Annotated in this window: 25 protein-coding genes and 1 tRNA gene; 20 read left to right on the plus strand and 6 right to left on the minus strand. The window is 62.7% G+C overall.

The window, feature by feature from the left end; genetic code table 11:
* The first annotated feature begins 324 nt into the window (after window positions 1–324).
* The 3 genes from recQ to ACO07C_RS19375 all read left to right on the plus strand — a co-directional run bounded on the left by recQ (window position 325) and on the right by ACO07C_RS19375 (window position 3,154).
* Window positions 325–2,157 (plus strand): DNA helicase RecQ, encoded by a 1,833-nt coding sequence (gene recQ, locus ACO07C_RS19365; protein WP_421915772.1) that lies wholly within the window; start codon window positions 325–327, stop codon window positions 2,155–2,157.
* Between the two features lie 255 nt (window positions 2,158–2,412).
* Complete coding sequence (locus tag ACO07C_RS19370) at window positions 2,413–2,673, plus strand: DUF982 domain-containing protein (RefSeq protein ID WP_421915773.1); 261 nt, start codon at window positions 2,413–2,415, stop codon at window positions 2,671–2,673.
* A 100-nt stretch (window positions 2,674–2,773) separates the two neighbouring features.
* Complete coding sequence (locus ACO07C_RS19375; RefSeq protein WP_421915774.1) at window positions 2,774–3,154, plus strand: hypothetical protein; 381 nt, start codon at window positions 2,774–2,776, stop codon at window positions 3,152–3,154.
* Window positions 3,155–3,304: 150 nt separating this feature from the next.
* On the opposite strand, the gene ACO07C_RS19380 is transcribed toward ACO07C_RS19375, so the two are convergent.
* The 4 genes from ACO07C_RS19380 to ACO07C_RS19395 form a co-directional block, all read right to left on the minus strand.
* Entirely contained in the window at window positions 3,305–4,015 is a 711-nt protein-coding gene (locus ACO07C_RS19380; protein WP_421915775.1) for a hypothetical protein, read from the minus strand.
* Window positions 4,012–7,062, minus strand: coding sequence for an HsdM family class I SAM-dependent methyltransferase (locus ACO07C_RS19385; protein WP_421915776.1), 3,051 nt, complete (start codon window positions 7,060–7,062; stop codon window positions 4,012–4,014). Before ACO07C_RS19385 ends, ACO07C_RS19380 begins: the two co-directional genes overlap by 4 nt.
* 70 nt (window positions 7,063–7,132) lie before the next feature.
* Window positions 7,133–7,423: an XRE family transcriptional regulator gene (locus tag ACO07C_RS19390; protein WP_421915777.1), complete on the minus strand. Its 291-nt coding sequence runs from the start codon at window positions 7,421–7,423 to the stop codon at window positions 7,133–7,135.
* Between the two features lie 227 nt (window positions 7,424–7,650).
* Window positions 7,651–7,740: transfer RNA gene (locus ACO07C_RS19395), tRNA-Ser, on the minus strand.
* A gap of 448 nt (window positions 7,741–8,188) precedes the next feature.
* On the opposite strand from ACO07C_RS19395, the gene rplU reads away from it, so the two are divergent.
* From rplU to ACO07C_RS19410, 3 genes are all read left to right on the plus strand, one after another.
* A complete protein-coding gene (gene rplU, locus ACO07C_RS19400) occupies window positions 8,189–8,806 on the plus strand; it encodes a 50S ribosomal protein L21 (RefSeq protein WP_421915778.1) in 618 nt (205 codons plus the stop codon).
* 98 nt (window positions 8,807–8,904) lie between these two features.
* On the plus strand, window positions 8,905–9,174 hold the full coding sequence (gene rpmA, locus ACO07C_RS19405; RefSeq protein WP_010912120.1) for a 50S ribosomal protein L27: 270 nt from the start codon (window positions 8,905–8,907) through the stop codon (window positions 9,172–9,174).
* 118 nt (window positions 9,175–9,292) lie between these two features.
* Window positions 9,293–9,880 carry a GNAT family N-acetyltransferase gene (locus ACO07C_RS19410; protein ID WP_421915779.1) on the plus strand — a complete coding sequence of 196 codons (588 nt, stop codon included), beginning with the start codon at window positions 9,293–9,295 and terminating at the stop codon, window positions 9,878–9,880.
* 182 nt (window positions 9,881–10,062) lie between these two features.
* Here ACO07C_RS19410 and ACO07C_RS19415 read toward each other — a convergent pair whose 3' ends face one another.
* Window positions 10,063–10,932 carry an endonuclease/exonuclease/phosphatase family protein gene (locus ACO07C_RS19415; RefSeq protein ID WP_421915780.1) on the minus strand — a complete coding sequence of 290 codons (870 nt, stop codon included), beginning with the start codon at window positions 10,930–10,932 and terminating at the stop codon, window positions 10,063–10,065.
* Window positions 10,933–11,033: 101 nt separating this feature from the next.
* Here ACO07C_RS19415 and obgE point away from each other — a divergent pair, with 101 nt between their 5' ends.
* The 5 genes from obgE to ACO07C_RS19440 all read left to right on the plus strand — a co-directional run bounded on the left by obgE (window position 11,034) and on the right by ACO07C_RS19440 (window position 16,497).
* Window positions 11,034–12,065: a GTPase ObgE gene (obgE, locus tag ACO07C_RS19420; RefSeq protein ID WP_421915781.1), complete on the plus strand. Its 1,032-nt coding sequence runs from the start codon at window positions 11,034–11,036 to the stop codon at window positions 12,063–12,065.
* Between the two features lie 4 nt (window positions 12,066–12,069).
* On the plus strand, window positions 12,070–13,206 hold the full coding sequence (proB, locus tag ACO07C_RS19425; protein ID WP_421915782.1) for a glutamate 5-kinase: 1,137 nt from the start codon (window positions 12,070–12,072) through the stop codon (window positions 13,204–13,206).
* Window positions 13,207–13,209: 3 nt separating this feature from the next.
* On the plus strand, window positions 13,210–14,496 hold the full coding sequence (locus ACO07C_RS19430; protein ID WP_421915783.1) for a glutamate-5-semialdehyde dehydrogenase: 1,287 nt from the start codon (window positions 13,210–13,212) through the stop codon (window positions 14,494–14,496).
* 47 nt (window positions 14,497–14,543) lie between these two features.
* A complete protein-coding gene (locus ACO07C_RS19435) occupies window positions 14,544–15,131 on the plus strand; it encodes a nicotinate-nucleotide adenylyltransferase (protein WP_421917568.1) in 588 nt (195 codons plus the stop codon).
* Between the two features lie 67 nt (window positions 15,132–15,198).
* Window positions 15,199–16,497 (plus strand): MFS transporter, encoded by a 1,299-nt coding sequence (locus ACO07C_RS19440; RefSeq protein ID WP_421915784.1) that lies wholly within the window; start codon window positions 15,199–15,201, stop codon window positions 16,495–16,497.
* 13 nt (window positions 16,498–16,510) lie between these two features.
* Here ACO07C_RS19440 and ACO07C_RS19445 read toward each other — a convergent pair whose 3' ends face one another.
* Complete coding sequence (locus ACO07C_RS19445) at window positions 16,511–17,362, minus strand: mechanosensitive ion channel family protein (RefSeq protein ID WP_421915785.1); 852 nt, start codon at window positions 17,360–17,362, stop codon at window positions 16,511–16,513.
* A gap of 242 nt (window positions 17,363–17,604) precedes the next feature.
* On the opposite strand from ACO07C_RS19445, the gene rsfS reads away from it, so the two are divergent.
* The 9 genes from rsfS to rnk all read left to right on the plus strand — a co-directional run bounded on the left by rsfS (window position 17,605) and on the right by rnk (window position 26,479).
* The gene (gene rsfS / locus ACO07C_RS19450) at window positions 17,605–17,982 is read left to right on the plus strand and encodes a ribosome silencing factor (RefSeq protein WP_354464183.1); all 378 of its coding nucleotides are present in this window, start codon (window positions 17,605–17,607) and stop codon (window positions 17,980–17,982) included.
* A 19-nt stretch (window positions 17,983–18,001) separates the two neighbouring features.
* Complete coding sequence (gene rlmH / locus ACO07C_RS19455) at window positions 18,002–18,484, plus strand: 23S rRNA (pseudouridine(1915)-N(3))-methyltransferase RlmH (protein WP_421915786.1); 483 nt, start codon at window positions 18,002–18,004, stop codon at window positions 18,482–18,484.
* A 183-nt stretch (window positions 18,485–18,667) separates the two neighbouring features.
* The gene (locus tag ACO07C_RS19460; protein ID WP_421915787.1) at window positions 18,668–20,035 is read left to right on the plus strand and encodes a murein hydrolase activator EnvC family protein; all 1,368 of its coding nucleotides are present in this window, start codon (window positions 18,668–18,670) and stop codon (window positions 20,033–20,035) included.
* Window position 20,036: 1 nt separating this feature from the next.
* Window positions 20,037–21,368, plus strand: coding sequence for a S41 family peptidase (locus tag ACO07C_RS19465; RefSeq protein WP_421915788.1), 1,332 nt, complete (start codon window positions 20,037–20,039; stop codon window positions 21,366–21,368).
* A 234-nt stretch (window positions 21,369–21,602) separates the two neighbouring features.
* The gene (locus ACO07C_RS19470; protein WP_421915789.1) at window positions 21,603–22,784 is read left to right on the plus strand and encodes a divergent polysaccharide deacetylase family protein; all 1,182 of its coding nucleotides are present in this window, start codon (window positions 21,603–21,605) and stop codon (window positions 22,782–22,784) included.
* Between the two features lie 155 nt (window positions 22,785–22,939).
* Window positions 22,940–23,455 (plus strand): RNA pyrophosphohydrolase, encoded by a 516-nt coding sequence (locus tag ACO07C_RS19475; RefSeq protein ID WP_421915790.1) that lies wholly within the window; start codon window positions 22,940–22,942, stop codon window positions 23,453–23,455.
* 124 nt (window positions 23,456–23,579) lie between these two features.
* Window positions 23,580–24,452 (plus strand): alpha/beta hydrolase, encoded by an 873-nt coding sequence (locus ACO07C_RS19480; protein WP_421915791.1) that lies wholly within the window; start codon window positions 23,580–23,582, stop codon window positions 24,450–24,452.
* Between the two features lie 150 nt (window positions 24,453–24,602).
* Window positions 24,603–25,733 carry an alanine racemase gene (gene alr / locus ACO07C_RS19485; protein WP_421915792.1) on the plus strand — a complete coding sequence of 377 codons (1,131 nt, stop codon included), beginning with the start codon at window positions 24,603–24,605 and terminating at the stop codon, window positions 25,731–25,733.
* A gap of 326 nt (window positions 25,734–26,059) precedes the next feature.
* On the plus strand, window positions 26,060–26,479 hold the full coding sequence (rnk, locus tag ACO07C_RS19490) for a nucleoside diphosphate kinase regulator (RefSeq protein ID WP_421915793.1): 420 nt from the start codon (window positions 26,060–26,062) through the stop codon (window positions 26,477–26,479).
* Window positions 26,480–26,496: the final 17 nt, after the last annotated feature.

Consider the following 26,496-nt stretch of genomic DNA (forward strand, 5'->3'; position numbering starts at 1 on the left):
GGCTGACGAAAGACACGGCGGCGCGGCGCCATTACGACGAACTGGAACAAAGCAGCGGCCGGGAACGATCTCCAAGGGCGTATCAATTGCCGGTTCATGGCGGCCTGGCGTCTTCTCCTCACCGGTTCCGGGTCATGGTTGGATGTTATGGTCCGTCGCGGATGTGGTTCATCCGCTTCGCCAAGGTTGTGGTTCGATGGCGGCTGGGCTACTGCGGTATGCCATGCGGAGAGCATCCTTGATCTGTTTCCACGTCATCGACGGACCGCGCGGAATTGGTCCTGACCAAGCTTGCCTGACCGCGGCGCCGGTAGACTTTTCGTGATGCTGGGATTGAAAAAGACCACCCCCGAGGATCCCAAGCGGCGCGTCCTGAAGGATGTGTTCGGCTTCGATGATTTCCGTCCCGGCCAGGCTGATGTCATGGAGGCGCTGCTTAGCGGGCGCCATGTTCTGGCCGTCATGCCGACGGGCGCGGGCAAGTCGCTCTGCTACCAGGTTCCGGCGCTGGTTCTGGGCGGGCTCACCATCGTCGTTTCGCCGCTGGTGGCGTTGATGCAGGATCAGGTCGCGGCCCTGCGCCTTGCCGGCGTGGCGGCGGATACGATCAATTCCTCGATCGACCGTGAGGCCAACATCGCTGCCTGGCGCCGCGTGGCTTCGGGCCAGACGCGCCTGCTCTATCTGGCGCCCGAGCGGCTGATGACCGAGCGCATGCTCGACGCGCTGGCCAGGCTCGATGTCAGCCTGATCGCCATCGACGAGGCGCATTGCATCTCGCAATGGGGCCCGGCGTTCCGGCCCGAATACGAGGATCTGTCGCGGCTGCGCGGCATTTTCCCGAACGTGCCGATCATCGCGGTGACGGCGACGGCGGATGAGAGCACCCGCAGCGACATCGAGGCACGGCTGTTCGCCGAGCGCGTCGAGACGCTGGTTCTGGGTTTCGACCGGCCGAACATCAAGCTTGCCATCGAGGCAAAGCAGGACGGCAAGCGCCAGCTGCTCAACTTCATCCAGCGCCATCAAGGCCGCAGCGGCATCGTCTACTGCCTGTCGCGCAAGAAGACGGAGGAAATGGCGGCATTCCTCGAAAAGAACGGCGTCACCGCGCTCGCCTATCACGCCGGGATGAGCAAGGAGGCGCGCGACGCCAATCAGAACGCTTTCATGACGCTCTCCGGCGTCGTCATGGTGGCGACCATCGCCTTCGGCATGGGCATCGACAAGCCTGATGTCGCTTACGTCTTCCACACCGACATGCCGGGCAGTCTGGAAGCCTACTACCAGGAAATCGGCCGTGCCGGCCGCGACGGGCGGGAGGCCGAGGCGCATATGCTGTTCGGGCTCGGCGATATCCGCATGCGCCGGCTGTTCATCGACGACGAGAACGCGTCGGAAGAGCACAAAAGACGCTCGCATCGCCGGCTCGACACTCTGATCGGCTATTGCGAGACGGCGCAGTGCCGCCGCCAGGTGCTGCTTGGCTATTTCGGCGAACAGGCCGGGCCTTGCGGCAATTGCGACAACTGCCTCGACCAGGCGCCGCGCGCCGATGGCGGGGCGGAGGCGCGCATCATCCTGGCGGCAGTGGCGCAGAGCGGCGAACGCTTCGGGGCCGGGCATGTCATCGATATCCTTCTTGGCCATGAGACCGAGAAAGTGCTGGCCCGGGGCCACCAGAGGCTCGCCAGCTTCGGTAGCGGCGTTGGGCACAAAAAGGATTTCTGGCTGTCCCTGATCCGGCAGCTTGTCGCCAACGGCTTCATGGAGCCTGATCCCGGCGGCCATGGTGGCCTCGCCATCGCGGAAAAAGGCCATGCGCTTGGCCGCGACGAGGTGCCGTTCCACTACCGTGTCGAGGTGCGCAGCCGCGCCTCGCGCAAGTTGCGCGGCCAGGAAGCTATCGCAAGCACGGAGGGCCTGGATGCCTCGCTGCTGGCCGCGCTCAAGGCCTTGCGGCTGCGTCTCGCCAAGGAGCGCCAGGTACCGGCCTATGTCGTGTTCTCCGACCGCACCCTGATCGACATGGCCGATCGACGCCCGCGCGACCTCGACGAATTCGCCGAGGTGAATGGCGTGGGCGCGGCCAAGCTCAAGGAGTTCGGTCAGGTTTTTCTGGGCGCAATCGCCGCGCACCGATCCGCTTCAGTCTGAAGGCCGCCGCACAGCGGCGTCTGAAACGCCGGTTGACCAGGAAGCGTTGTCCGTCAACTTGAGGCTACACTCATTTCGGCCACGCATCCATGTAAATCGGACTCATTCTGAAAAAGAGTGTTTTAAGTACTCCGTACGTCATAGTTAATAGACAGCGCTTTGTTTAAGTGCTCGAATAGATTTGTCATCAGCCACTGTATGGGCGCTGGTGGTTGAGAGCGCTTAACATTCTCCCGCCCGAGCGGGAGCTATGCAATGACATCCAGGCACCCTGATATGTTTTCCGGGATCCCCGTCGAGAACAGTGACGGCACCATATCGATCATTTGCTCACTTGCTCAAATGGCCGATGCCTTGGCGAACGACTGGCCATCCGATGGCCCGATGTTTTTAGCGGCGCTTGCCGCCCTGGTTGAAGCGAGGGTGGGACGTTGCAGCACGAGGGACGTGCACCGAGCCTTCATTGCGGCGGCGCTCGAAGCAGATTGTCTGCCCGACAGCTATATGAAGAATTGAGCGCGAAATGCCTCTGACCCTCCGGACAACACTTTGTGAAACAAGAGATGCGTTGCACGTGCTGCGAAGGGCTCTGTTTGCCTGCGGACATATCGAAGCCATGAAGGAAATCGATTCCCTCATAGGCGTGGCCGAGGACAAGGCAGTCCATGCGATCGGCGCCATTGACCGCGCGGAAATTCGAAGCCCCGTGCTTGTGGCGATCGCAAATCCGGCGGAGCCGGCGGCCATTGTCCTGCCGATCGTTCAACCCATGAAACTTGGCGAGCTTCGCGATCATGGGATGGGCCTTAGCGCCTATTGCGGCAATCCCCGTTGTGGCCATCTGCGCTCGCTGGATCTCGATGGCCTGATCGAGATCTACGGCACACACTATGATTTCACCACCGAAAGGCGGCTGGCATCAAAGCTGGCATGCAAGCGGTGCCACAATGTTGGAGGAAGGCTCGTCGTGGTCTCCGACAAAAGGCCCCGGTATTGACAGCCAGGTCTACCGCAGTCGCAAGTCAGAGATTATGAAGTAATTTCAATATCTTGCGGGAAGAAATGGCGGGCCACGCCCGACGAAGATGAGCACTACGTCTACGCTATAGCCCTCTAACGCCGCACGCGATCAGTGTGGCTTGCTATTTCAGTTAACCCATAAATGCCAAACAGCAATATCGCCTGGGAGCTTGCCGCTTTGGGCACCATGCACATATGTGAAATAGCGCCCATGATCGGATCGAGCGGCGTCCGGCAATGAAACCGCGCACTTTTGCGGTAGTGACACCACTGCATACTCTGGTGGTGAAAGTCCCATTGCCGCCGCAAGGAACGGGCCGAGGTGGCTTGTCGTGGAGGCGCCGCCCCTGACGTAGGCCAGCATCATGGCCTCTCGATTTGTCCAAGCATAGTCGCCGGTCGTGAACCGAGCCAGCCCATCGCGGCAATAAAGATCAACTGTCTTTCCCTTTGCTATGTCGATGAGCTTGCACTCAACTATCAATGGGAACAGGTGCTGCCGGCTCGTTAGGGAAATCTGGATATCAGGCCGCATCTCAAAACGGGTTGCGTCGTAATTCTTCGTTTCCGTACCACGAGAAACCGCCCGAACCAGCAAACTCGCCAAAGGATCATCGCCTACCAGATGGTTCAAGCGATCAACCATCAAACTGTTGAGATGCTTCTCGTCGCCGCTAGAAACTGCGGCAGGATAGTCAGTTTTTATTCCTGTATAGGCCTGCTGAAGCAGTTCCAGAATGAGTTCGACATGCGAGTGATCGAGTGCCGGCAGCGGCAATTCCTGCGCGCGGATCAACTCAGATAGATGATCTTGCAACCCGGAGATCAGTCCGCTCATGCCGCAGGACGCTCCCTAAACAACTCCGGTCGCGTCCAGATTATACGCTGAGCGGCAAGGCGAGCCTGTGTCTCGCTCCAATATCGAGATTGGGCGAGGAGCATGATAACCAAGCGATGCTCGCCCTCATCCAGGATGATTTCAGTCGCACTGGTGCGATCAGCCACCGCGGTAAGAGCACGAATATCCGCAATTGAATCCACCGTCTGGTCATCGGCTTCAGCGTTCCGTGACGCAAAAATGCGAAGCGCTTGCCATGGCGATGATTGTCGATCGGGAACGTAGTCTACACGAACGGTGCATTCGAAGCGTTGAGCAAACCTAGCGAGTTCGGCCTCCAGCGTTCGGCAATAGGTTTCGATCTGGTCGATCGACGGCTCGCTCTGCGCTAATTCCCGATTTGAGGCGTAAGGGAGATTAAACCGCAGTGTATCATCGATAACGGTCAGGTCCCGTTCGCCGAGGCCATAGAGTTTCGCTACCCAAGCATCGACATCTGGCCAAACGTCACCGCCTTCTTTCTCCAACCGCGCAAAAAGATTGGCTACCTCCCGCACCCGATCCTGCGAGAGTGATTCAAACGGCGGAATCGCCACCTCCTCAAGGATAGATTTCTCAACGACCTCACGCTCAAAGCCGAATTCGCCGCTGGTTATCAGCGATATCCAAAGCGCGACGCGACTACCAAGCACAAGTGCAAGATAGCGCGTCAACAATGAAGCCTCAGTAGCTCCCTTGGCACTAAATCCATACCAGCTCTCATTGAATACAATGTCTTGATCGCAGACTGACATCTGTATCCGCTGTAGCTTGGCAGGCGGTGATTTATGAACGAGCAAGATCGGCCCGTTATAGATGGCTCTATCTCGCGCGCGATGAAGGCGATCAGCACCGAAAACCGGAAGCTGTGAAGGATCAATGACTAATGTCGCGGACGACACGTCATCAAGATGAGGAAGCCCATGCATGTGAGTGGCGTCGTCGCCGATAGTGCCATCATCATGCTTCTTGCTACTATCTCGGAGCTTCTGGTAGCCATTTCCATTGGCGAGACCTCCATCGCACAACTCGCGCCAATAGCGTCCCAGCGTCGTGAAATTGCCTCGACGAACCCTGTCAATTAGCGAAAGATCAGCCTCACTGCCGCGAAATAGGATTTTCAGGGTCTCCGGGCGTTCCCACAGGTCCTGCGGACGGACCACATATGCGTTAGTCGCATCGACCCTCATTACGCCGGCGTTATTGAAACCCTTTTCATAGCGAGGCGTGAGCATCCGGAATCCGGATGCTGTATGCGCAGGCCGGTTGACGGCAAAGAGGAGGCAAAACGGCGCCGAAATGCTGGGCCAGACCTTTGTCTGACGTAGCTCAGAGCCGTTGATGATCGAGGTTACATCAATCGCCTCTAGGAGGCTCTGCCGCGCAAGCGGCATGCCATCCCCTTGCTGGAATAGAAAGCGCGCATGCAGCGCAAATATGATTTGAGCGTCAGGTTTTGCCCATCGCATTGCCCGCCAGACAAACGGTAAATCGAGAACTGCGTTGGGCAAAGGAGGAGCGGCTATATCGTCTCCGATTCTGCTCCGAGCGATCTTATGAACTTCCGCAAGCAGGAGACTCCAGTCTTCCAGTCCGGTCGCGCTGGCCCAAGGAGGATTGCCAATCACGAGATCGTACTGGCCGTCATGCTCCTCACCGATGAGCGAGCCGAGGCTTCCCAACTGCTTTGCTTCGGGACGATCAACATCGGTGGTGTCGACTGGTCGATGCAAGACGACACCGCGCAAATCGTCGAAGTGAAGCTTGTCCACGGGCCGAGGATTGGGGTCGAGTTCGATCGACAGCAAGTAGAGGCCAAGAGCGCAAAAGCGCAGCGCTGCCTCGTTGATGTCAAACCCCCGGATCTGCTCATAAAGGATTTCCCGGAGCGCCGCCGTGTCGGGTCTCTGCCCTTCGGATCTCCAACGCGCAGCGACCAGTTCACGAAACGCCGCAAGCAGAAAAACGCCTGCACCTGCGGCGGGGTCCAATATGCGCGCGGTGGCGGAAATACCCTGAGCATTCAGTCCACGAAACGCCGCTGACACCATCAGATTCGCAATCGGATGCGGCGTATAGAAGCCACCCTCCTGCTGTTGCTGCTTCGGGGCATGTTTGCGCAGGTAATACTCATAGGCTTGGCTCAACACTCCAACCGGGATGTGTGAGAAATCGAGATTATCCCACTGCTCTTTCCAACCCAGGGATAGTTGGCCACCCTCTGCTCGCCGCAGAATATTGCCAAGCACATGACATGCTTCCAACGTGAGCTTCGGAAACACTGCATCCGACAGTGGTAGCAGGTCGCCATTGAACGTCTTGTCGAGCCATGCGCAGGAAAGGCGAACTAAATCCGGCCGGTCAAACAGTTCATGATCTTCAGGACCAGCTTCATCGACCGAAACATCACTGCCAATAATGTCCTTAGTTGAGGGCAGCAGACCGCGATCAGCAAGAAAACGCATGAAGAGCGCTCTACCGACCAATGATATCGCGTCCTCGCCCGAGAGGTCGCCATCATCTTTGAGAGACGATATGGCTTGGTCGAGCAATTTCAGAATGACGCCGGTTATCCACGTCCTATCGTTGATTTCCGCAGCCGGGCGCAGATTCGCCAAGCGTGCAAAGGTGAGCCAACTCTCATCATCGGCGACGCCAGCGTCAACGCGAACCTTAGAAAGTGAAAGACGATCGAGAGCGATCCGATAAACATCCAGCCTTCCGGGGTAGACCACTCCGAGGTAGGGCGCGTCGCCTCGCATGGCGAGAATCCGTCGAACCCGCTTAAGCTGATCAAGATCTCCGTTCAGCCGGTCGCCATCTACAAGGAATACGAGCGGGGCTTCCTGCCACTCATAGACACCTTCAACCAGGCGCAAATCCTCATCATGGTCGCGAGCCATGAGAATAGTCGAGTAGGCGAGCAACTCTGGCGCCGGATGATCGAAAAGACGAATGCCGCCGCGATCGGCCCCCAGTTCATCCAGGGCGTTGAACATGCCGATCATAAGCCTGCCCCCAACCAGGGGAGCCAGCCCGGACGGGCAGCATCAAATTCCAAGAGAGAACGGAACGCTGTCATTGATCGAGGTCCAATGGCACCTGCCGGTCGCCGCCAAACTGGCCGGGCCTCGCCCGGCCGCGAGGCTTTTTCGCGGTCAGTTCCACCTTCGATATCACGCCCCGGAAATCGAGCCCTTGGGTGCCCATCTCAGCGACCAGTGCGGCAATGATCGCCAAATGGTCGGGAACTCCTCCTGAACGGGCGTAATTTGAAACAGAGTTAGGGTTCATTCCAATCAATTCGGCAAACGCCCTGATGCTCAGGCCCGCTCGCGCGAGATCGCGGAGAAACCCCTCATAACCCATCGCACCAGAGCCTTGATCACATAATTCTATGTATAGTCTCACATAGAATCATGTGTGGCAATCCACAAATGTGGATGGCTGCGCGACTAAGGCCTTCTGCGGGCGCGCGCCATGCGATTGAGTTGCTGGCCGGGGCCTCAGCCCGCGCGGCAAATCCGTGCGGTAATCGACGGCGTTTGCGTAGGCGTAGCGAAGAATATCGCGCCATGGCGTAGAATCGGCGGGGCTGGCGGAGAGGGAGGGATTCGAACCCCCGATGGGCTTGCACCCATGCCGCATTTCGAGTGCGGTGCATTCGACCACTCTGCCACCTCTCCGCGGTCATGGTCGGCCGTTTGCCGGCGCGGCGCACTAGATAACGGCTGAACGGACAGGTTACAAGGCCAAATCCGACGCTTTTTCCGCTTCTTGGATCAGCGCTGGTTCTGCGTTGAAGGGAGCCGCGATCGGCTCCGGACGAAGGCGGGCCGCGGGAACCCGACAGGCGCGCGGTTATCGCTGGGTGCTGTCCAGCTTCCTGCCAGCGGGAGCAGAGGCGGCGCGGCGATGTTGATGCGGATGGCCCAGGTCGGCAAACGGCTGGTCGGGTTGGCGATCTCCGGCCACTTGCCTTGACTCCAACCCAGCCTTCGGTTAGGGACAGCGCGCAATCGGCGTGGATGGTTCTTCCGCGCCGCTTGTTTTTTGAACCCGCAGACTGACAAAAAGACGGCCGAACCGCCTGAAGCGGTTCATCGAGGCCGACCGAACAGCGAAAGGCAAAAAATGTTCGCAGTCATTAAAACGGGCGGCAAGCAGTATCGCGTCGCCGCCAACGATCTCCTGAAGATCGAAAAAGTCGAAGCCAATGTCGGCGATATCGTCGAGATCGGCCACGTGCTCGCCCATGGCGAGGGCGAGAATGTCACGTTCGGCGCCCCGTTCGTCGCCGGCGCCTTGGTTACCGCCGAAGTCGTCGAGCAGGGCAAGAACCGCACCGTCATCGCTTTCAAGAAGCGTCGCCGGCAGAATTCGCGCCGCAAGATCGGCCACCGCCAGTTGCTGACCACCGTTCGTATCTCCGAGATCCTGCTCGATGGCGCCAAGCCGTCGAAGAAGGCCGAGGCAAAGGCTGCTCCGAAAAAGGAAGCCAAGGCAGCGGAAACCGCCGAGGCAGCGGCACCGCTGTTCAAGGCGCCGAAGGGCGAACCGGACGACCTGACCGTGATCAAGGGCATCGGCCCGGTCGCGGCCAAGGACCTGAACGAGCAGGGCATCATCACCTTCGCCCAGCTTGCCAAGCTGTCCGACAAGGATGTCGCCAAGATCGACGAGCACATGCCCTTCAGCGCCGACCAGATCAAGGACTGGCGCGAGCAGGCCAAGGAACTGGCGAAGAAGTAACTTTTCCGGCGAAACATCAGCCGGATCGGACTTGAAACGGAACGCGAACGCGTTCATAAGGCCTTTTAGGCGCCTTGCGGCGCAACGGAGTTAGTTAGATGGCACACAAGAAAGCTGGCGGCTCGTCGCGCAACGGTCGCGACTCGCATTCCAAGCGTCTGGGCGTGAAGAAGTTCGGCGGCGAAGCCGTCATCCCGGGCAACATCATCATTCGTCAACGCGGCACCACGTGGCATCCCGGCGTCAATGTCGGCATGGGCACGGACCACACCCTTTTTGCGCTCGAATCCGGCGCCGTGACGTTCAACAAAAAAGCCAATGGCCGAACCTACGTATCGGTGAACCCGATTACCAAAGCCGCGGAGTAGCCGGTTCCGCACTAGAACACCGGCGCCCATCTCGGGAACCGGTGTCTGGCAAAGCCAGGAAAAGGATCAGGGGAGATGGGTTTCCATCTCCCCTTTTTCTTGCGCCTGGAGAACTCAAATGGTTGCCGAAGCTGAAGACACAGACGACGAAAGTTACGCGATAGACTGTCCGGTGCTGGTCACCGAGCGGCTGGTCATGCGTGCGCCGCGCGAAGAGGACATCGCGCAACTGGTCGAGCTTGCGGACAACCGCCATGTCGCCGAAATGCTGGCCCGCATGCCGCACCCCTATGGCGAGCCCGAGGCGCGCGCCTTCCTCGCCATGACCAGGTCGCGCCGCGCCGGCATCGCCTATGCGTTGACGCTGGCAGGCACCGACACATTCGTCGGCTGCGCCGGTCTCAACACCACCGATCGCGGGCTGGAACTCGGCTACTGGATCGGCGAGCCCCACTGGAAGCGTGGCTATGCGACGGAGGCCGCTCACGCGCTTGTCGACCTCGCCTTCCAGAAGACGACGATCCAGGTGCTGCATGCCTCGACGCGGGTCATCAATCCCGCCTCGCGCCGGGTCATCCACAAGTGCGGTTTCCAGTATGCGGGGCAGGGGATGCTGAATTCGATCGTCGCCGGCCAGGTGCCTGTCGAGCGCTACAGGCTCGACAGGAAGACGTGGACGAGCCTGCGGAACTGGGTCCATTTCTAGGCATGTCGATATTCAGGTGAGGCCGGCCTGCAAACGCTGGCTTTCCGAGCTTCCGGTGCTCACGTACTTTAAGTACGCTCCGCTCCGGTTCTCGAAAGCCACCGTTTTCGGCTCGGCCTGACCTGAATCTCAACACGCCCGGGCGCCTGGGTGCCGAAACAGAGGTCCGGGCGAATTTGGGCTCAGCCCAGCTCGACCCAAACCGGCAGATGGTCAGAACCGACGGCTTGCCGGTCGACCCAAAGGCGCTTCAGCGACCGGGCAAGCGAAGCGCTGGTGAAGATGTAGTCGATGCGCTTGTGGCGGCTGGCATCTTCGGGCCGTTTGGGATCGACCCAGCTTACGGCATCGTCGCCGGCCACGTTGAGGCGCAGCGCGCTATCTACGGCGAAGTCGGCGGTCAGCGGCATGCCGAATTCGTGGTCCGGGCGGCCGGCGAGTTCGACATATTCGGGTGATCCAGCCAGCATGTTGAAATCGCCCATGGCGACAAAGGCCTCGGGATGGGGCAGTTCCGGCAGGCCGATCTCCGCGACGCCGGACAGCGCGCCCCCTTCGAGCGCATAGTTCAACAAGCGCTGGCGCAGGAACTGGATCTGGTTGGCGCGTTCGACGGGGCTGCGGTGATCGAGATGAATGGAATAGAAGCGGATGAAACCAAGCGGCGTCTCGATCAGTGCCTCCAGCGCGCCGCGCTGGAAATTCATGACCTCGAAGCTGCGGCTGCGCGGCAGAAGCAGGTTGCGCGACAGATGAATGGGCGTCTTCGACAGCACCATGTTGCCGAGCTGGAAGGTCGTGGTCACGGCACGGCCGTTCTCGACGCGCGAGCCGATATTGGCCTCGAAATTGCTGCCATAGACGGCAAAATAGTCAGGCAACGCTTCGCCGAGTTCGGCGACCATGTCGCGTCCGCCGTTCCGGGGGTTGTTGCGGGTCACTTCCTGCAGCGCGATCACGTCGGCGTCGCGCACGGCATCCGCAATGCGCCCGACATCGTATTGTCCGTCGAGGCCGATGCCGTACTGGATGTTGTAGGTTACAAGCTTCATTCCGCACTCTCTCCGGCCGCTCTATCAAAACGGCCTCGCCCTTCGCCCCGCCTTGGTTTAGAGCAATGGCGCAAAGCCACTAGCAGAAACTGCAAAATCCAATGAAATTTCTCGATCAAGCCAAGGTTTACATACGCTCCGGCGACGGCGGTGCCGGTTCGGTGTCGTTCCGGCGTGAAAAATTCATCGAGTTCGGCGGGCCGGACGGCGGCGATGGCGGTCGCGGCGGCGACGTTTGGCTGGAGGCGGTCGACGGGTTGAACACGCTGATCGACTATCGCTACCAGCAGCATTTCAAGGCCAAGACCGGTATTCACGGCATGGGCCGCAACATGACCGGCGCCAAGGGTGCCGACGTGACGCTGAAGGTGCCGGCGGGAACGCAGGTGTTCGAGGAAGACAACGAGACGCTGATCTGCGACCTCACCGTGGTCGGCCAGCGCTTCCTGCTGGCAAAGGGCGGCAATGGCGGCTTCGGCAACCAGCATTTCAAGACCTCGACAAACCAGGCGCCGCGCCGCGCCAACCCCGGCCTGCCCGGCGAAGAGCTCAACATCTGGCTGCGGCTGAAGCTGATCGCCGATGCCGGGCTGGTGGGATTGCCCAATGCCGGCAAGTCGACCTTTCTCGCGGCCGTCACCGCGGCCAAGCCGAAAATCGCCGACTATCCGTTCACGACGCTGCATCCCGGCCTTGGCGTCGCCCGCATCGATGCGCGCGAATTCGTCATCGCCGATATTCCCGGGCTCATCGAGGGCGCGCATGAGGGCGTCGGCATCGGCGATCGCTTTCTGGGCCATGTCGAGCGCACGCGCGTGCTGCTGCACCTGGTCTCGGCGCAGGAGGAAAACCCGGGCAAGGCCTACAAGACCGTGCGCGCCGAGCTCGAAGCCTATGGCAACGGCCTGACCGACAAGGTGGAGATCGTGGCGCTTTCCCAGGTCGACACGCTTGATGCCGATGCGCGCAAGAAGAAGGTCGCGTCGCTGAAGCGCGCCGCCGGCCGCGCGCCGATGCTGTTGTCCGCCGTCACCGGCGAAGGCGTCGAGGCGGTGCTGCGGGCGCTGATGTCGGTGGTGGCCGAAGCGCGCGACAAGATCGCGGCGCCGGTCGAGACGCGCTGGGACAAGTAGTGCCATGCAGTCGCTGAAGAAATACCGGCGCATCACCGTCAAGATCGGCTCGGCGTTGCTCGTCGACCGTGCGACGGGCCTGAAGCGCGACTGGCTGGCTTCGCTGGCGGATGACATCGCGGTGCTGGCCCAGGGCGGCGCCGAAATTCTCGTCGTGTCGTCCGGGGCCATCGCGCTCGGCCGCACCATTCTGGGACTGGGCAAGCGGGCGCTGAAACTGGAGGAAAGCCAGGCGGCGGCGGCTGTCGGCCAGATCGCATTGGCTGGCGCCTGGTCTGACGCGCTCGGCAAGGGCGATCTCAAATCCGGCCAGATTCTCCTGACCCTCGGCGACACCGAGGAGCGCCGCCGCTACCTCAATGCACGAGCGACGATCTCGACGTTGTTGAAGATGAAGGCGGTGCCGGTCATCAACGAGAACGATACGGTCGCCACTTCCGAAATCCGTTATGGCGACAATGACCGGCTGGCGGCGCGCGTCGCCACCATGATGGGCGCCGATCTTCTGGTGCTGCTTTCCGACATTGACGGCCTCTACACGGCGCCGCCGGCGCGCGACCCCAACGCCAAGTTCATTCCGGTGGTCGACCGCATCACGCCGGATATCGAGGCCATGGCGGGCGCGGCCGCATCCGAACTGTCGCGCGGTGGCATGCGGACAAAACTCGATGCCGGCAAGATCGCCACGGCGGCCGGCACCGCGATGATCATCACCGCCGGTACGCGCCTGTCGCCGCTGATGGCGATCGAGCGCGGCGAGCGCGCCACCTTCTTCCGGCCGAGCAGCAATCCGGTGAAAGGCTACAAGACCTGGATCGCCGGCCAGCTCGAACCGGCCGGGCGGTTGACCGTCGATGCCGGGGCCATCGGTGCGCTTAAATCGGGCAAGTCCTTGCTGCCAGCCGGGGTCAAGCTGGTCAGCGGCAATTTCGCGCGCGGCGATACGGTGGCGATCCTGTCGCCCGAGGGCCGCGAGATCGCGCGCGGGCTGGTTGCCTACGACGCCGCCGATGCCGTAAGGATCGCTGGCCTGAAGACAGCCGAAATCGAAACCGTGCTTGGCTACGAGGCGCGTTCGGCGATGATCCACCGCGACGACCTCGTGGTGAGTCACGCTGGGGGCGACATAAGCGGAGGATAAGCCATGCTGAAGCTGCATGAAAAATCCGGGGATGATACCGCAGCCGTGATGGCCGATATCGGCCGTCGCGCCCGCGCCGCCGCCCGACCGCTGGCCATCGCTTCGACAGAACAAAAGAACGCGGCGCTTGTCGCCATGGCCGAGGCGATCGTCGCCCGGCAGCAGGATATTCTCGACGCCAACGCCATCGACATTTCGAATGGCGAGGAATCGGGCCTCTCGGCCGCCTCCATGGACCGGCTGAAGCTGACGCCGGCGCGTGTCCTTGCCATGGCGGACGGGATCCGCGAGATCGCCGCGCTGCGCGATCCGGTTGGTGACGTGATCGCCGAATGGGACCGGCCGAACGGCCTGCATATCGAGCGCGTGCGCACGCCGCTCGGCGTCATCGGCGTCATCTACGAGAGCCGGCCGAACGTCACGGCGGATGCCGGGGCGCTGTGCCTCAAGGCCGGCAATCCCGTCATCCTGCGCGGCGGTTCGGATTCGCTGAATTCATCCGCCGCCATCCATGCCTGCCTGGTCGAGGGGCTGAAGGCCGCCGGCCTGCCTGAAGACGCCATCCAGCTGGTGCCGACCACCGATCGCGTCGCGGTCGGCGAGATGCTCAAAGGGCTTGGCGGAACGCTGGACGTCATCATTCCGCGTGGTGGAAAAAGCCTCGTCGAGCGTGTGCAGAGGGAGGCGCGCGTGCCGGTCTTCGCGCATCTCGAAGGCATCTGTCATCTCTATGTCGACCGCTCGGCCAATCTCGACATGGCCATCGAGATCGCCGTCAATGCCAAGATGCGGCGCACCGGCGTCTGCGGCGCCGCCGAGACGCTGCTAGTCGATCGCGCCATCGCCTCCACCCATCTGGTGCCTGTCCTCGATGCCTTGCGCGCAGCGGGCTGCGAGATCCATGCCGACGCCGAGGTGCTGAAGGTGTTTTTCGATGCCAAGCCGGCAACCGACACCGACTGGGTGACCGAATATCTCGACGCCATCATCGCCGTGAAGCTGGTCGACGGTATCGCAGGCGCGATCGAGCACATCGAGACTTTCTCCTCGCATCATACCGAGGCGATCGTCGCCGAGGATGCCACGGCCGTCGAACGTTTCTTCAACGAGATCGATTCGGCGATCCTGCTGCACAATGCCTCGACGCAATTCGCCGACGGCGGCGAGTTCGGCATGGGCGCCGAGATCGGCATCGCCACCGGCAAGATGCATGCGCGCGGTCCGGTCGGCGTCGAGCAGCTGACCTCGTTCAAATACCGCGTGCGCGGGTCCGGCCAGATACGGCCTTGAGCGACAATTCCCTGTCCTTGCCGGATATTGGGCATCGATATCTGAAGATGCCGCATGCCGAGAAAGGCCTGGCCGTCGGACTGTTCGGCGGCTCGTTCAATCCGCCGCATGCCGGGCACGCGCTGGTCGCCGAGATCGCGCTCAGGCGTCTGGCGCTCGATCAGTTGTGGTGGATGGTGACGCCAGGCAATCCGCTGAAGAGCACGCGGGAACTGGCGCCGCTGGAGCAGCGCCTGCAACTTTCGGAACAGATCGCCAAGAACCCCAAGATCAAGGTCACGGCCTTCGAGGCGAGCTACAATGTCCGCTACACCGCCGACACGCTGGCGCTGGTCAAGGCGCGCAATCCCGGTGTCGATTTCGTCTGGATCATGGGTGCCGATTCCCTGCGCGACTTCCATCGCTGGCAGCGCTGGCGCCAGATCGTCATGACCTTTCCGATCGCGGTCATCGACCGCCCCGGCGCGACATTGTCGTTCCTTTCGTCGGTCGTTGCCAAGACCTTCGACTACGCGCGGATCGACGAGGGCGACGCGCCGCGTCTTGCCCGGATGAAGGCGCCGGCCTGGACGTTCATCCACGGTCCGCGATCATCGCTTTCATCGAGCGCGATCCGCAAGATGGCGAAGGGGTGAGCGGCCGTCCAACACATGTCGCTTTTGCGGCTGCATTTGCCTGTTTCCTGAGCAATCCTCGCTTGGCATGACAGCCACCGAGAAAAACCCGGCCAGGATAGACGCGGGAGAGGGCAGCGAACCCACGCCGCTGATCGCGATGGCCAGCATCATCGTGTCGATGGCACTGATCGCCGTCGGCAATGGGTTGATGTTCGCCTATATTCCCGTGCGTCTTGGCGTGGAGGGTTTCGACCCAGTCTGGGCCGGGCTGATCGTCACCGGCCTGTCGGCCGGCGGCCTTGCCGGCTGCATGCTCACCGGTCCCCTGGTGCGCAGGGTGGGGCATGCCCGCGCCTTCATGGTGCTGTCGGCGCTGATCGCGCTCTCGAACGCGGCGGTCGGCGCCGGGCCGCACCCGCTCTTGTGGATCGCCGCGCGCGCGCTCTACGGTTTTGCGATCTGCGGGCTGTTCATCGTCGCGCAGAGCTGGCTGAACGATGTCGTGGCCAATGCCATACGCGGGAGGGTCATGGCGTTCTTCTACGTCGCCTATGTCGCGGGGCTGGGCGTTGGCTACGCGGCGTCCGCGCTCATCGACATCAAGACGGCGGAAGGCCCCTTGGTCGGGATCGTCTTCACGGCGCTTTCGATCCTTCCCGTCGGGCTGACCAGGCTTCGACAGCCCCCGGCGCCGCAGGCGGCGTCGGTGGCTTTGCGGCGCGCCTGGCGGATTTCCCCCGTAGGGGTTGCCGGCATGCTCGCCGTCGGCGGCCTGTCGATGGCGATCGCCGGTTTCGCTCCCATTCATGCCACCGCCAAGGGCTACAGCCAGGCCGATGTGGCGCTGCTTCTATCGTGCATGCCGCTCGGCACGCTGATCCTGCAAATCCCGCTCGGCTGGGTTTCCGACCGCACCGACCGCCGCTACGTGCTGATGGGCGCGTCTGCCCTCGCCATGGTCACCGGCATGCTGGCGCTCGGGTTCGACGGCGCCGGCGTGGGGGTGCTGGTGGTGATATACATCATCTGGGACGGCGCCTCGGAATCGCTCTATTCGCTCTCCAGCGCGCACGCCGCCGACCGGGCCGGCAAGGACGACATGGTGGCGCTGTCCAGTTCCATGCTGTTTGCCTGGTCGTTGGCGGGGTTTGTCGTGCCGGGTATCGTGACCGGGCTGTCGGCTCTCTACGGGACGCAAGCGTTCATCCACGTGTCGATCGGCATCGCCGCCATCTACTGCGTGTTTGTCCTGTGGCGAGTGCTGAAATCGCCCGCGGTTCCAGCAACGGAGACAGGCACTTTCGCGCCGATGACCGCGCAGGCGCCACTGCCCCTGGAACTGGCCTTCGCACCGGACGAGCCGGCGCGACACGGCCACACCTGATCGAACAGCGCTGTCACTGGCGGCGTGCTTCCGGGGACGGTGTCTCGGGAGGCGGCAGAGGAATCGAAATGCGCTCGCTGTCGAATTCCTGCTTGGCGCGCTTGGTCAGATCGGCCTGCGTGGAGAAGAAATCCGCCGAAGAGGTCCAGTAGCGCAAAGCGATCGAGACGGTGCTGTCGCCAAGGGTCGATACGAAAGCGATCGGCGCGGGATTTCGCTTGACCCGCCGCTCGGCCGTGGCGATCGCCAGCAGCGTCTTTTGCGCCCGGTCGATATCGTTCCAGGAGCCGATGTTGATCGTGACGTCCCCTCGGCGCACGCCATTGCGGGTGAAGTTGCGCACGGGCTGGTTCCAAAGCGTCGAATTGGGCGCGAGAATGTAGATGCCGTCCGCGGTGCGCAGGCTCGTCGCGAAAAGCCCGATCTCCTCGATGGTGCCGGCGATGGAGCCGACCTCGACGGATTCGCCGATACGGAATGGCCTCAGCGCCAGCAACATGATGCCCGCGGCGATGTTCTGCAGCGTGCCCTGCAGCGCCAGGCCGATGGCCAGGCCGATGGCACCGATCGCCGCGATGATCGAGGCCGTCTGCACGCCGAACTGGCCGAGCACCATTATGGTGACGAGGATGAGGATGGCATAGCGCGCGATCTTCGAGAAGAAATGCCGCAACGTCGCGTCGAAGCCGTGGATGTGGCCGAGGCCAGCGAAGATCGAGCGTTCGGCGAGGCCGGCGACAATGTAGCCGACAACCAGCAGGATGACGGCCCCGATGGCCGAGAAGGCGTAGGAAACGATCAGCGTCGAGAGTTGTGCGAGGCCGGCCTGGACGGTGAGGAGGGCGTTTTGCGGGTCTATCGGCATTGCGAGATTCCGGTTGGTCGATGCGCCGATAACCATTCCCGCCCGCCCGGGTTCCGATATTTCCTGGATTGCAGCGGAACCACAGTCACGGCGATACGTTCAGGCGTGACGGGCGCCCGTCTTGAAACTGCAACGGAACTCTGCCTATCTAAGCGGTGTCGCCTGCTTTGAAGGGTGATTTGGTTGTTCTTGCTGCGAAAGGAAATACACTGAGAACAGCACTGCGGAAGAGGGCCGACATCGTGCCTTCGCCGGCCGGGATCAGCGTAAACGACGCCGTGTCCCGCGCCATCAAGACAGTCCTTGCCAGTCTGGAAGACTCCAAGGCCGAAAATATCGTCTCAATCGACATTCAGGGAAAATCGAGCCTCGGCGACTACATGGTTGTCGCGTCGGGCCGGTCGCACCGTCATGTCGCGGCTGTCGCCGATCATCTCCTCAAGGCGCTCAAGGATGCCGGCCTCGGCACCGCGCGCGTCGAAGGACTGGCAGGCGCCGACTGGGTCCTGATCGATTCCGGCGACATTATCGTCCATGTCTTCCGCCCTGAAGTTCGCGACTTCTACAATCTGGAAAAGATGTGGCAGTCGCCTGACCTGGAGGAAGAGACCCTCCACTGAGCGTCTCTTCGAGGTAGGGATGAAGATTACCGTTCATGCCGTGGGCCGGATGAAAGCCGGCCCCGAGAAGCAGCTCGCCGACCGCTATTTCGAGCGCTTCGCCAAGAGCGGCCCATCGGTGGGGCTTGAATTTGCCGGCATCGCCGAGATCGCCGAAGGTCGCGCCCAGACCGCCAATGAGCGGCGGCGCGAGGAAGGCCAGAAGCTGCAGACGCTGCTGCAGCAGGGGACCGCGCTGATATTGCTCGACGAGCGCGGCAAGGGATTTTCCTCCGAAGACTTCGCCGGGCGCGTCGGCCTGCTGCGCGACGGCGGCCGCAAGGCGATGGTCATCGCTATTGGCGGCGCCGACGGCCACGATCAATCCTTGCGCGACCAGGCCGACCTCGTGCTGTCGTTCGGCCTGATGACCTGGCCGCACCAACTGGTCCGCGTGATGCTCGGCGAGCAACTCTACCGGGCCGCCACCATTCTTTCGGGCCATCCCTATCATCGTTCGTGATCCGGGGCGAAACCTGTTCATAGCGGCTTGCCTGCCCGGATTTTCGCCCCAATGCTGCGCCAGAGCGCATCGATGGATGGGGTCTTCCTGCCTGTCGCTGTCGCCAGACCGCTGTGTACTCCGGGGCGACGGGAAACATGGTTGATGGTTCGTTAACGAAGCCGCGGATAGAGTCCGACCTTGATGTCTGAACACTGGAAATCGAGAGCGGGTCTCTGGCGCACGCGCTGCGGCGTCGCGGCAGCGATGATCATTCTGTCGCTGGGCGCGGCGCGGGCCGAGAGCACGCTCGACACGGCACCCGATCCGGACCAGAGCCGCGCCGAATACGAGCGTGTATCGAAGGAAATCACGCTGTCGTCCGCGCGGCTGGCCAAGCTCGCCGCCGACATTGCGGCGGTCAAGAAGGATCACGCCTCGATCACGGCGGCGCTGATCCAGTCGGCGATGACCGAGCAGAAGCTCGGCCAGGACATCGAGGACATCGGCGGCAAGCTGGATGGGCTGAAGGCTCAGGAACAGAAGCTGCATGCCTCGCTGCTGGCGCGTCGCGACGTGCTGGCCGAAGTGCTGGGCGCCCTGCAGCGCATGGGGCTCAACCCGCCGCCGGCGATCCTGGTGAAGCCGGAGGATGCGCTGTCTTCGGTGCGCAGCGCCATCCTGCTCGGCGCCGTGGTGCCGGAACTGCGCCAGCAGACAGACATCTTGATGGCCGATCTCAAGGAGCAGGCGCGAGTGACCGCTTCGATCGAAGCGGAGCGGGCGCGGCTTACGGCAGCGGTCGGCGAGCAGGTGGCCGAGAAGAAGCGATTGAGCATGCTGCTCGAGGCCAAGCAGAAGCTCGAATCGGACACGGAAACGGAACTGGCGGCCGAGAAGCAGCGGTCCCAGGACCTGGCGGCCAAGGCCACCAGCCTGAAGGATCTGATCGCCTCGCTGGAGACCGAGGCCGACAAGAACCGGAAGGCGGCGGAGGCGGCGCGCCAGGCGGCGGCCGACGCCAAGGTTACAGGTGACAAGGCAGGCGGTGACAAGGCTGGCGGTGACAGCGCGGGCGCGCCAGAGCTGGCGTCGCTGCCGGTGCCGGAGGCCAATCGCCTGGCCGCCGCAACCCCGTTTGCGGCGCTGCAAGGGCAGGTCGGGCTGCCGGTTACAGGCAAGATCAAGCGGAAGTTCGGCACCGACGACGGTAACGGCGCGGTGATGCAGGGCGACATGGTTGCGACACAATCGGGAGCCATCGTCACCGCGCCTGCGGATGGGAATGTGCTTTATGCGGGGCCGTTTCGCTCTTATGGTCAACTCTTGATCCTGAACGCAGGTGACGGCTATCATGTCGTTCTGGCGGGGATGAGCAGAATCAGTGTCGCGACTGGCCAGTCAGTGCTCGCAGGAGAGCCGGTCGGCGCGATGGCAGAGGCCAGGGTGGCAAGCACCTCGGCGACGAAGAATTTGGATGCCACGCCGGAACTCTATGTAGAGTTCCGCAAGGATGGAAAACCCGTCGATCCGACCCCATGGTGGGCGGACCGTTTTTCTGGAAGGACGTGAAATGATGCGGAAACTGTCGCTTCTGTTTGCCGGTGCGCTGATGGGCGCGTCCGCCATGAGCCTTGTCTATGGCGCGCCCGGCTCGACGGCGAATGCTGCAGGCTCCGAGACCTACAAGCAACTGGCGATCTTCGGCGACATCTTCGAGCGCGTGCGGGCGCAGTATGTGACGCCGCCCGACGACAAGTCCCTGGTCGAGAACGCCATCAATGGCATGCTTGCCTCGCTCGACCCGCATTCGTCCTACATGAACGCCGAGCAGGCGCAGGACATGCGCGTGCAGACCAAGGGTGAGTTCGGCGGCCTCGGCATCGAGGTGACCATGGAAAACGACCTGGTCAAGGTCATCACGCCGATCGACGACACGCCGGCTGCCAAGGCGGGCGTGCTGGCGGGCGACTATATCGCCAAGATCGATGGCGAGGAGGTTCGCGGCCTGACCCTCAACGACGCGGTCGAGAAGATGCGCGGCCTGGTCAACACGCCGATCAAGCTCACCATTCTTCGCCAGGGCGCCGACAAGCCGATCGAGCTGACGGTTGTGCGCGACATCATCAAGGTCAAGGCGGTCAAGTTCCGGGTCGAGAACGACATCGGCTACATGAAGATCACCTCCTTCACCGAAAAGACATATGACGATCTCGAGAACGCGATCGCGACCATCAAGAAGCAGGTGCCTGACGACAAGCTGAAGGGCTATGTGCTCGATCTGCGCCTCAATCCGGGTGGCCTGCTCGACCAGGCGGTGAGCGTGTCCGACGCCTTCCTCAAGCGCGGCGAGATCGTCTCGACGCGTGGCCGTGATCCGAAGGACGTCACCCGTTTCGACGCGAAGCCGAAGCAGGTCGACGACATCAACGGCAAGCCGATGATCGTGCTCGTCAATGGCGGCTCGGCCAGCGCGTCCGAGATCGTCGCCGGTGCGTTACAGGATCTGCGCCGCGTCACGGTGGTCGGCACGCAGTCCTTCGGCAAGGGCTCGGTGCAGACCATCATCCCGCTTGGCGAGAACGGCGCCCTGCGCCTGACGACGGCGCTCTATTACACGCCGTCCGGCAAGTCGATCCAGGGCAAGGGCATCACGCCCGACATCAAGGTCGACCAGCCGCTGCCGCCTGAGTTGCAGGGCAGGGACCTGACCCGCGGCGAATCGGATCTCAAGGGCCATATCAAGGGCGCCGACGAGAGCTCGACCGGCTCGGGCTCGGCAGCCTATGTGCCGCCGGATCCCAAGGACGATCTGCAGCTGATCTATGCCGAGCAGCTGCTGCGTGGCCAGAAGACGGATCCGTCCTTCCCGCCGAATCCGGAGAAGGCTGTTCTCAACCAGTAGTCTCCGATCACGATTGGTGATCAAGCGGCCGGACAAACAGCTCTGGCCGCCTGATCCAAGCGATGCAATGCTGCCGGGGCCGCGAGGTTCCGGCAGTTTGATTCGGGTGGGGGCGTGACTCGCGCGTCATGCGTCGGCGCAGAGCGCACGCGGATGCGCCGGCGATAGAATTTGCGTATGGCCCATTTCGGCAAGTGATCGCACTTTTCGAAGCCATGCGTCCGGGGACAAGGCTTGGCTGATTTCGGCAAGGACATCGAACGCCCGCTCGGACAGACCGTCCGGCCACGCGCGGCGTCGTCGGGAATCAGCACCCGGGCGGTTGCGGCCACCGTCGTCGTGCTCGCCATGGTTGGCGTGTCCGGTGCGATCGCGCTCAGGGAAAAGCCGTTTCGAAAGCCGCAAGAGGCAGTCGTTTCCACACCAAAGGTGACAGCCGCCGCCGAACCCGCTGCTGCTCCCGTCAGCCAGTTGGCCCCGGCAACGCCCAAGCCACAAACCCCGGGCAAGACCGGTGGACCGCAGATCATCCATGTGCAGACCGAGGAGGGCGATGGCCCGCCCAAGACAGCCATCGTCATCCACGATCCTTCGACGATCGGCCAGAACCTCAAGATCGCGCATATCCCCGACAAGGCGCTGATCGAACCCAGCGACACCGGGCCCTTGCCAATCCGATCCGCCGATGGCCGGCGGCCATTCGATGTTTATGCACGGCCCTGGTCGGGCGCGCGCGGCGCGCGCGTGGCGATCGTCATAGGCGGGCTCGCCGTGTCGCAGACCGGCACGCAGGCCGCGATCGCCAAGTTGCCGCCGGAAGTGACCCTTGCCTTCGCGCCGCAAGGCAACAGCATCGGCCGCTGGATGCAGGCCGCGCGACAGAGCGGCCACGAGATCGTCATGCAGGTGCCGCTGGAGCCGTTCGATTATCCGAACGTCAATCCCGGCCGCAACACGCTGACGGTGGCGGGGACGGCGGAAGAGAACCTGAAGAACCTGCACTGGGCGCTGTCGCGCACGACAAACTACACCGCCGTCATGAACTATATGGGCGCGCGCTTTTCCGGCGACGCCGCGGCGATGGGGCCGTTCATGGCCGAGCTCGGCAAACGCGGCCTCGCCTATATCGACGACGGCTCGTCGGCGCGTAGCGTTGCGCCGGACCTCGCCCTGAAGGACGGCGTGCCGTTCGTGTCCGGTGATACCGCGATCGACGCGGTGCAGGATCGTGGCGCCATCCTGAAGAAGCTCGACGGGCTGGAAGCGACCGCGCGGGCGAAGGGCTTCGCGGTCGGCATCGGCTCGGCTTTCGACCTGACGGTCGACACGGTTTCGTCCTGGGTGGCGGAGGCCAAGAAACGCGGCATCGAGATCGTGCCGATTTCGGCGGTGGCCATAGACCCGCAAAAAGGCTAACAGCCGTCTTGATAGTTCTACTCCGGTGGGCATCTGGCGGCGTTTTCCGCGCTTCCGGTGCTCACGTACTTTAGGTACGCTCCGCTCCGGTTCTCGAAACCACTCGCCACCTACCTCACCGGAGCGAATTCTCAAAACGGCTGGAAATCTCGCTCATGGCCAAAAAGATCGATCGCGAAACACTGCCCTATCGCCCCTGCGTCGGGTTGATGATCCTCAACGCCGAGGGCCTGGTCTGGGTTGGGCATCGCATTGCCGAGCCCGACAGCGAATTCGCCGGCACGACGCAGCTCTGGCAGATGCCGCAGGGCGGCATCGACAAGGGTGAGGAGCCGCTGCAGGCGGCCGAGCGCGAACTGTACGAAGAAACCGGCATGCGCAATGTTTCGCTGCTGGCAGAAGCGCCGGACTGGATCAATTATGACCTGCCGGACGACCTTGTCGGAGTCGCCTTCAAGGGCAGGTATCGCGGCCAGACGCAGCGATGGTTCGCCTTCCGCTTTCACGGCGATGCCAGCGAGATTCAGATCAATCCGCCGCCCGGCGGCCACACCGCCGAATTCGACGAATGGGCATGGCGGCCGATGCAGGACCTGCCCGACCTGATCGTACCGTTCAAGCGCAAGGTCTATGAAGAGGTCGTCGCGGCTTTCAGCCACCTCGCGGGCTGACAGGCGCGGCTTGTCCGGCGCCGGTGTGATCGCTGGGCCTGTCGAACGCATACGAGCAATTGAAGGCCCCCCTGCAACCAATCGTCCGATGCATACGTATAGCATCGCGAAGGGCGGACCATTGGTGACTGAGCATCCACTCCTGAAAACGCTGGCGATAGCTGCGTTCCTGCTGCTTGCCTTGGCGGGCTGCTCGGCGCTGGGCGCGTTCAACGCCGTTGTTCCGCATGATGGCGGGGTGCGGCTCGTCGCTCATGATGTCGCCTACGGCCCGGATCCAAGACAGACGTTGGACATCTATGCGCCGTCTGGCGGCGCCAGGGACGCGAGGATCGTCGTCTTCGTCTACGGCGGCTCGTGGAACAGCGGCAGCAAGGAGGATTATTCTTTCGCGGCCAGGGCATTCGCCAGCCGCGGTTTCGTCACCGCCGTGTTCGACTACCGGCTCGTGCCGCAAGTTCGCTATCCGGCCTTCGTCGAAGACAGCGCGGCGGCGGTCGCCTTCATCTATCGCCACGCCCGCGCCTATGGCGGTGACCCGGGACGCCTCTATCTGGTCGGTCATTCGGCCGGCGCTTACAATGCCATGATGGTGGCCCTGGCGCCACGGTTCCTGGCGGAGCAGGGGCTTTCCAACAGTGTTGTCAAGGCGGCGGCGGGTCTGTCTGGCCCCTACGACTTCCTGCCGCTCGATGTGGATGCGACCCGGCAAGCCTTCGGCGGCGTCTCGGACCTGAAAAGCACGCAGCCGCTGAACCAGGTGGCGAAGGGCCGCTTCGCGCCACCGGTGCTGCTTGCGACCGGCGATGCCGACGACCTTGTCTATCCACGCAACACAGTGGCGCTTGCCTCCCGCCTGCGAAGCACCGGCCATCAGGTCGAGGAACGCCACTATCCCGGCGTCGACCACAAGGGCACGTTGCTGTCGATCAGCCGGCCGCTGCGCGGCCAGGCGCCGGTGCTCGAAGACATTATCGCCTTCTTCGACGCGCATTGAGTAGCCTGATGTTCGGGGTGAAGCCAACCCGTGGCTTCGGCGACCCGTAGGCATGGTAACGTTTCGTAATGCCGCGAGGCACGAACCGCTGTTGCGGCTTGCCGGCCGCCGTCCTAAAGGTCAGGCAACCGCCGCTTTCCGGAGAACGGTGTGCACCAGTCACCCGAAAAAACCGAAATCACATCTGTCAGCACCGCCGCCGCTGGTGCGATCCTGACCATTGATCTCGGCGCTATCCGTGAAAACTATCGGCGGCTCAAGGCGCGACTGGGCGATGTTCGTTGCGCCGGCGTGGTCAAGGCGGACGGCTACGGGCTTGGCGCCAACCGTGTCGCGGCGGCGCTCCTGGCCGAAGGCTGCGACGTGTTTTTCGTGGCCCATCTGGCCGAGGGCATTGCGCTGCGCGAGGCGCTCGATGCGAAACCGGCGATCTACGTTCTCAATGGAATGCCGCCCGGCTCCGAGCCCGAGGCGGTCGCGGCGGAACTGTCCGCCGTCATCAACAGCATCGACCAGCTTGCCGCGTGGCGCGAGGCGGCCAACCGCGGCGGGCGGAAACTTCCGGCCGCGATTCAGGTCGACAGCGGCATGTCCCGGCTGGGCATGTCGCCCCAGGAGGTTGAGCGAACCGTCGCTGACCCATTCGCGTTCGACGGTATCGACGTCAACTTCGTGATGAGCCATCTCGCCTGCGCCGACGAGCCGGAGCATCCGGCCAACGAGCGCCAGCGGCTGGAATTCGAACGGTTGCGCAAGCTCTTGCCGCCAGCGCCGGCATCGCTGGCCAATTCATCCGGCATCTTTCTCGGGCCGTGCTATCACTTCGACCTCGCACGGCCGGGTGCGGCGCTCTACGGCATCAATCCGACACCGGCCAAGCCGAACCCGATGCTGCCCGCCGTGCGGCTTGAGGCCAAGGTCATCCAGACACGCTATGTCGCCAGCGGAGCCGGCGTCGGCTATGGCCATACGTTTCATGCGACCGTGCCACTCACGGCGGCGACCATCTCGCTCGGCTATGCCGATGGCTGGCATCGCCGCGCGGCGTCCGCTGCATGGTCCGAGGGCGTGCGATTGCCTTTCCTTGGACGCGTGTCGATGGATTCAATCATTCTCGACATCTCCGCCCTGCCGCCGGGCACGCTCAAGGAAGGCGATCTCGTCGAACTGCTCGGTCCCTCGCAGAGCGTCGATGATGCCGCCGGCCATGCCGGTACGATCGGCTATGAGATTCTCACCAGCTTCGGACACCGATTCCACCGTCGCTACATTGGCGGTTGATATGGGGCGGTTGATATGGGGCGGTTGATAAGGGGCGGTTGAAGCGGGCAGGCGAGCGGTTTCGCCACGCTTGACAAGCCGGGGCTTCTCGGCGAGGTTCCGCGCATGAGCAACCTCGCCCATATCAAGACCTGTTTCAGGGTTTGCCCCATCGCGGGAGCGTAGCCCCGGCGCGACCGCCCTTTTGGGCGCTCGTCTGAACCGGGGCATCTGCATATTCAACATCGTCATCGAGCCATGGTCGTTTCGGCTGTGAGCTTTCCATCAGGCCGCCGTCCGCACGGTGGCAGCGCGCGTCATTCGACGCGCCATTCAAGAGGTTTGCCATGCGACATGCAGCAGGATTACCCCCGTCGAACCGGCTTCTGGTCAGCGACGCCGATCATGACAGGTTGACGGGTCTGGCGAGAGCGTTTCTCGACCGTGCTCCCGACACGGCCGAGGAGCTGCTTTCGGAAATGGACAGGGCGATCATCACGACGGCGGCGGCAATGCCCGCCGGCGTCGTGCGGATGGGCTCTGGGGTCACGATCCGCGCCGTTGGCGGGGACAGCCAGCGCATCACCCTGGTCTATCCGGGCGAGGCCGACATCGCCGAAAACAGGATCTCGGTGCTGACGCCGATGGGAACGGCCCTGATCGGCGCGACCATCGGGCAGGTCGTGTGCTGGAGCAGCCGCGGCGGCCGCCAACTGTCGGCGGTCATCGAGGCCGTCGATACGCCAGCATCCTGCCAGCGATCCTGATCATGGAAGCCGTGATG

Source organism: Mesorhizobium sp., from assembly GCF_965229135.1.
Lineage (GTDB): Bacteria > Pseudomonadota > Alphaproteobacteria > Rhizobiales > Rhizobiaceae > Mesorhizobium.

Excerpts from the sequence above, each read along its gene's own strand:
- recQ (WP_421915772.1), top strand. The coding sequence starts at position 325 with ATGCTGGGATTGAAAAAGACCACCCCCGAGGATCCCAAGCGGCGCGTC.
- ACO07C_RS19370 (WP_421915773.1), top strand. The coding sequence starts at position 2,413 with ATGACATCCAGGCACCCTGATATGTTTTCCGGGATCCCCGTCGAGAAC.
- ACO07C_RS19375 (WP_421915774.1), top strand. The coding sequence starts at position 2,774 with ATGAAGGAAATCGATTCCCTCATAGGCGTGGCCGAGGACAAGGCAGTC.
- ACO07C_RS19380 (WP_421915775.1), bottom strand. The coding sequence starts at position 4,015 with ATGAGCGGACTGATCTCCGGGTTGCAAGATCATCTATCTGAGTTGATC.
- ACO07C_RS19385 (WP_421915776.1), bottom strand. The coding sequence starts at position 7,062 with ATGATCGGCATGTTCAACGCCCTGGATGAACTGGGGGCCGATCGCGGC.
- ACO07C_RS19390 (WP_421915777.1), bottom strand. The coding sequence starts at position 7,423 with ATGGGTTATGAGGGGTTTCTCCGCGATCTCGCGCGAGCGGGCCTGAGC.
- rplU (WP_421915778.1), top strand. The coding sequence starts at position 8,189 with ATGTTCGCAGTCATTAAAACGGGCGGCAAGCAGTATCGCGTCGCCGCC.
- rpmA (WP_010912120.1), top strand. The coding sequence starts at position 8,905 with ATGGCACACAAGAAAGCTGGCGGCTCGTCGCGCAACGGTCGCGACTCG.
- ACO07C_RS19410 (WP_421915779.1), top strand. The coding sequence starts at position 9,293 with ATGGTTGCCGAAGCTGAAGACACAGACGACGAAAGTTACGCGATAGAC.
- ACO07C_RS19415 (WP_421915780.1), bottom strand. The coding sequence starts at position 10,932 with ATGAAGCTTGTAACCTACAACATCCAGTACGGCATCGGCCTCGACGGA.
- obgE (WP_421915781.1), top strand. The coding sequence starts at position 11,034 with ATGAAATTTCTCGATCAAGCCAAGGTTTACATACGCTCCGGCGACGGC.
- proB (WP_421915782.1), top strand. The coding sequence starts at position 12,070 with ATGCAGTCGCTGAAGAAATACCGGCGCATCACCGTCAAGATCGGCTCG.
- ACO07C_RS19430 (WP_421915783.1), top strand. The coding sequence starts at position 13,210 with ATGCTGAAGCTGCATGAAAAATCCGGGGATGATACCGCAGCCGTGATG.
- ACO07C_RS19435 (WP_421917568.1), top strand. The coding sequence starts at position 14,544 with ATGCCGCATGCCGAGAAAGGCCTGGCCGTCGGACTGTTCGGCGGCTCG.
- ACO07C_RS19440 (WP_421915784.1), top strand. The coding sequence starts at position 15,199 with ATGACAGCCACCGAGAAAAACCCGGCCAGGATAGACGCGGGAGAGGGC.
- ACO07C_RS19445 (WP_421915785.1), bottom strand. The coding sequence starts at position 17,362 with ATGCCGATAGACCCGCAAAACGCCCTCCTCACCGTCCAGGCCGGCCTC.
- rlmH (WP_421915786.1), top strand. The coding sequence starts at position 18,002 with ATGAAGATTACCGTTCATGCCGTGGGCCGGATGAAAGCCGGCCCCGAG.
- ACO07C_RS19460 (WP_421915787.1), top strand. The coding sequence starts at position 18,668 with ATGTCTGAACACTGGAAATCGAGAGCGGGTCTCTGGCGCACGCGCTGC.
- ACO07C_RS19465 (WP_421915788.1), top strand. The coding sequence starts at position 20,037 with ATGATGCGGAAACTGTCGCTTCTGTTTGCCGGTGCGCTGATGGGCGCG.
- ACO07C_RS19475 (WP_421915790.1), top strand. The coding sequence starts at position 22,940 with ATGGCCAAAAAGATCGATCGCGAAACACTGCCCTATCGCCCCTGCGTC.
- rnk (WP_421915793.1), top strand. The coding sequence starts at position 26,060 with ATGCGACATGCAGCAGGATTACCCCCGTCGAACCGGCTTCTGGTCAGC.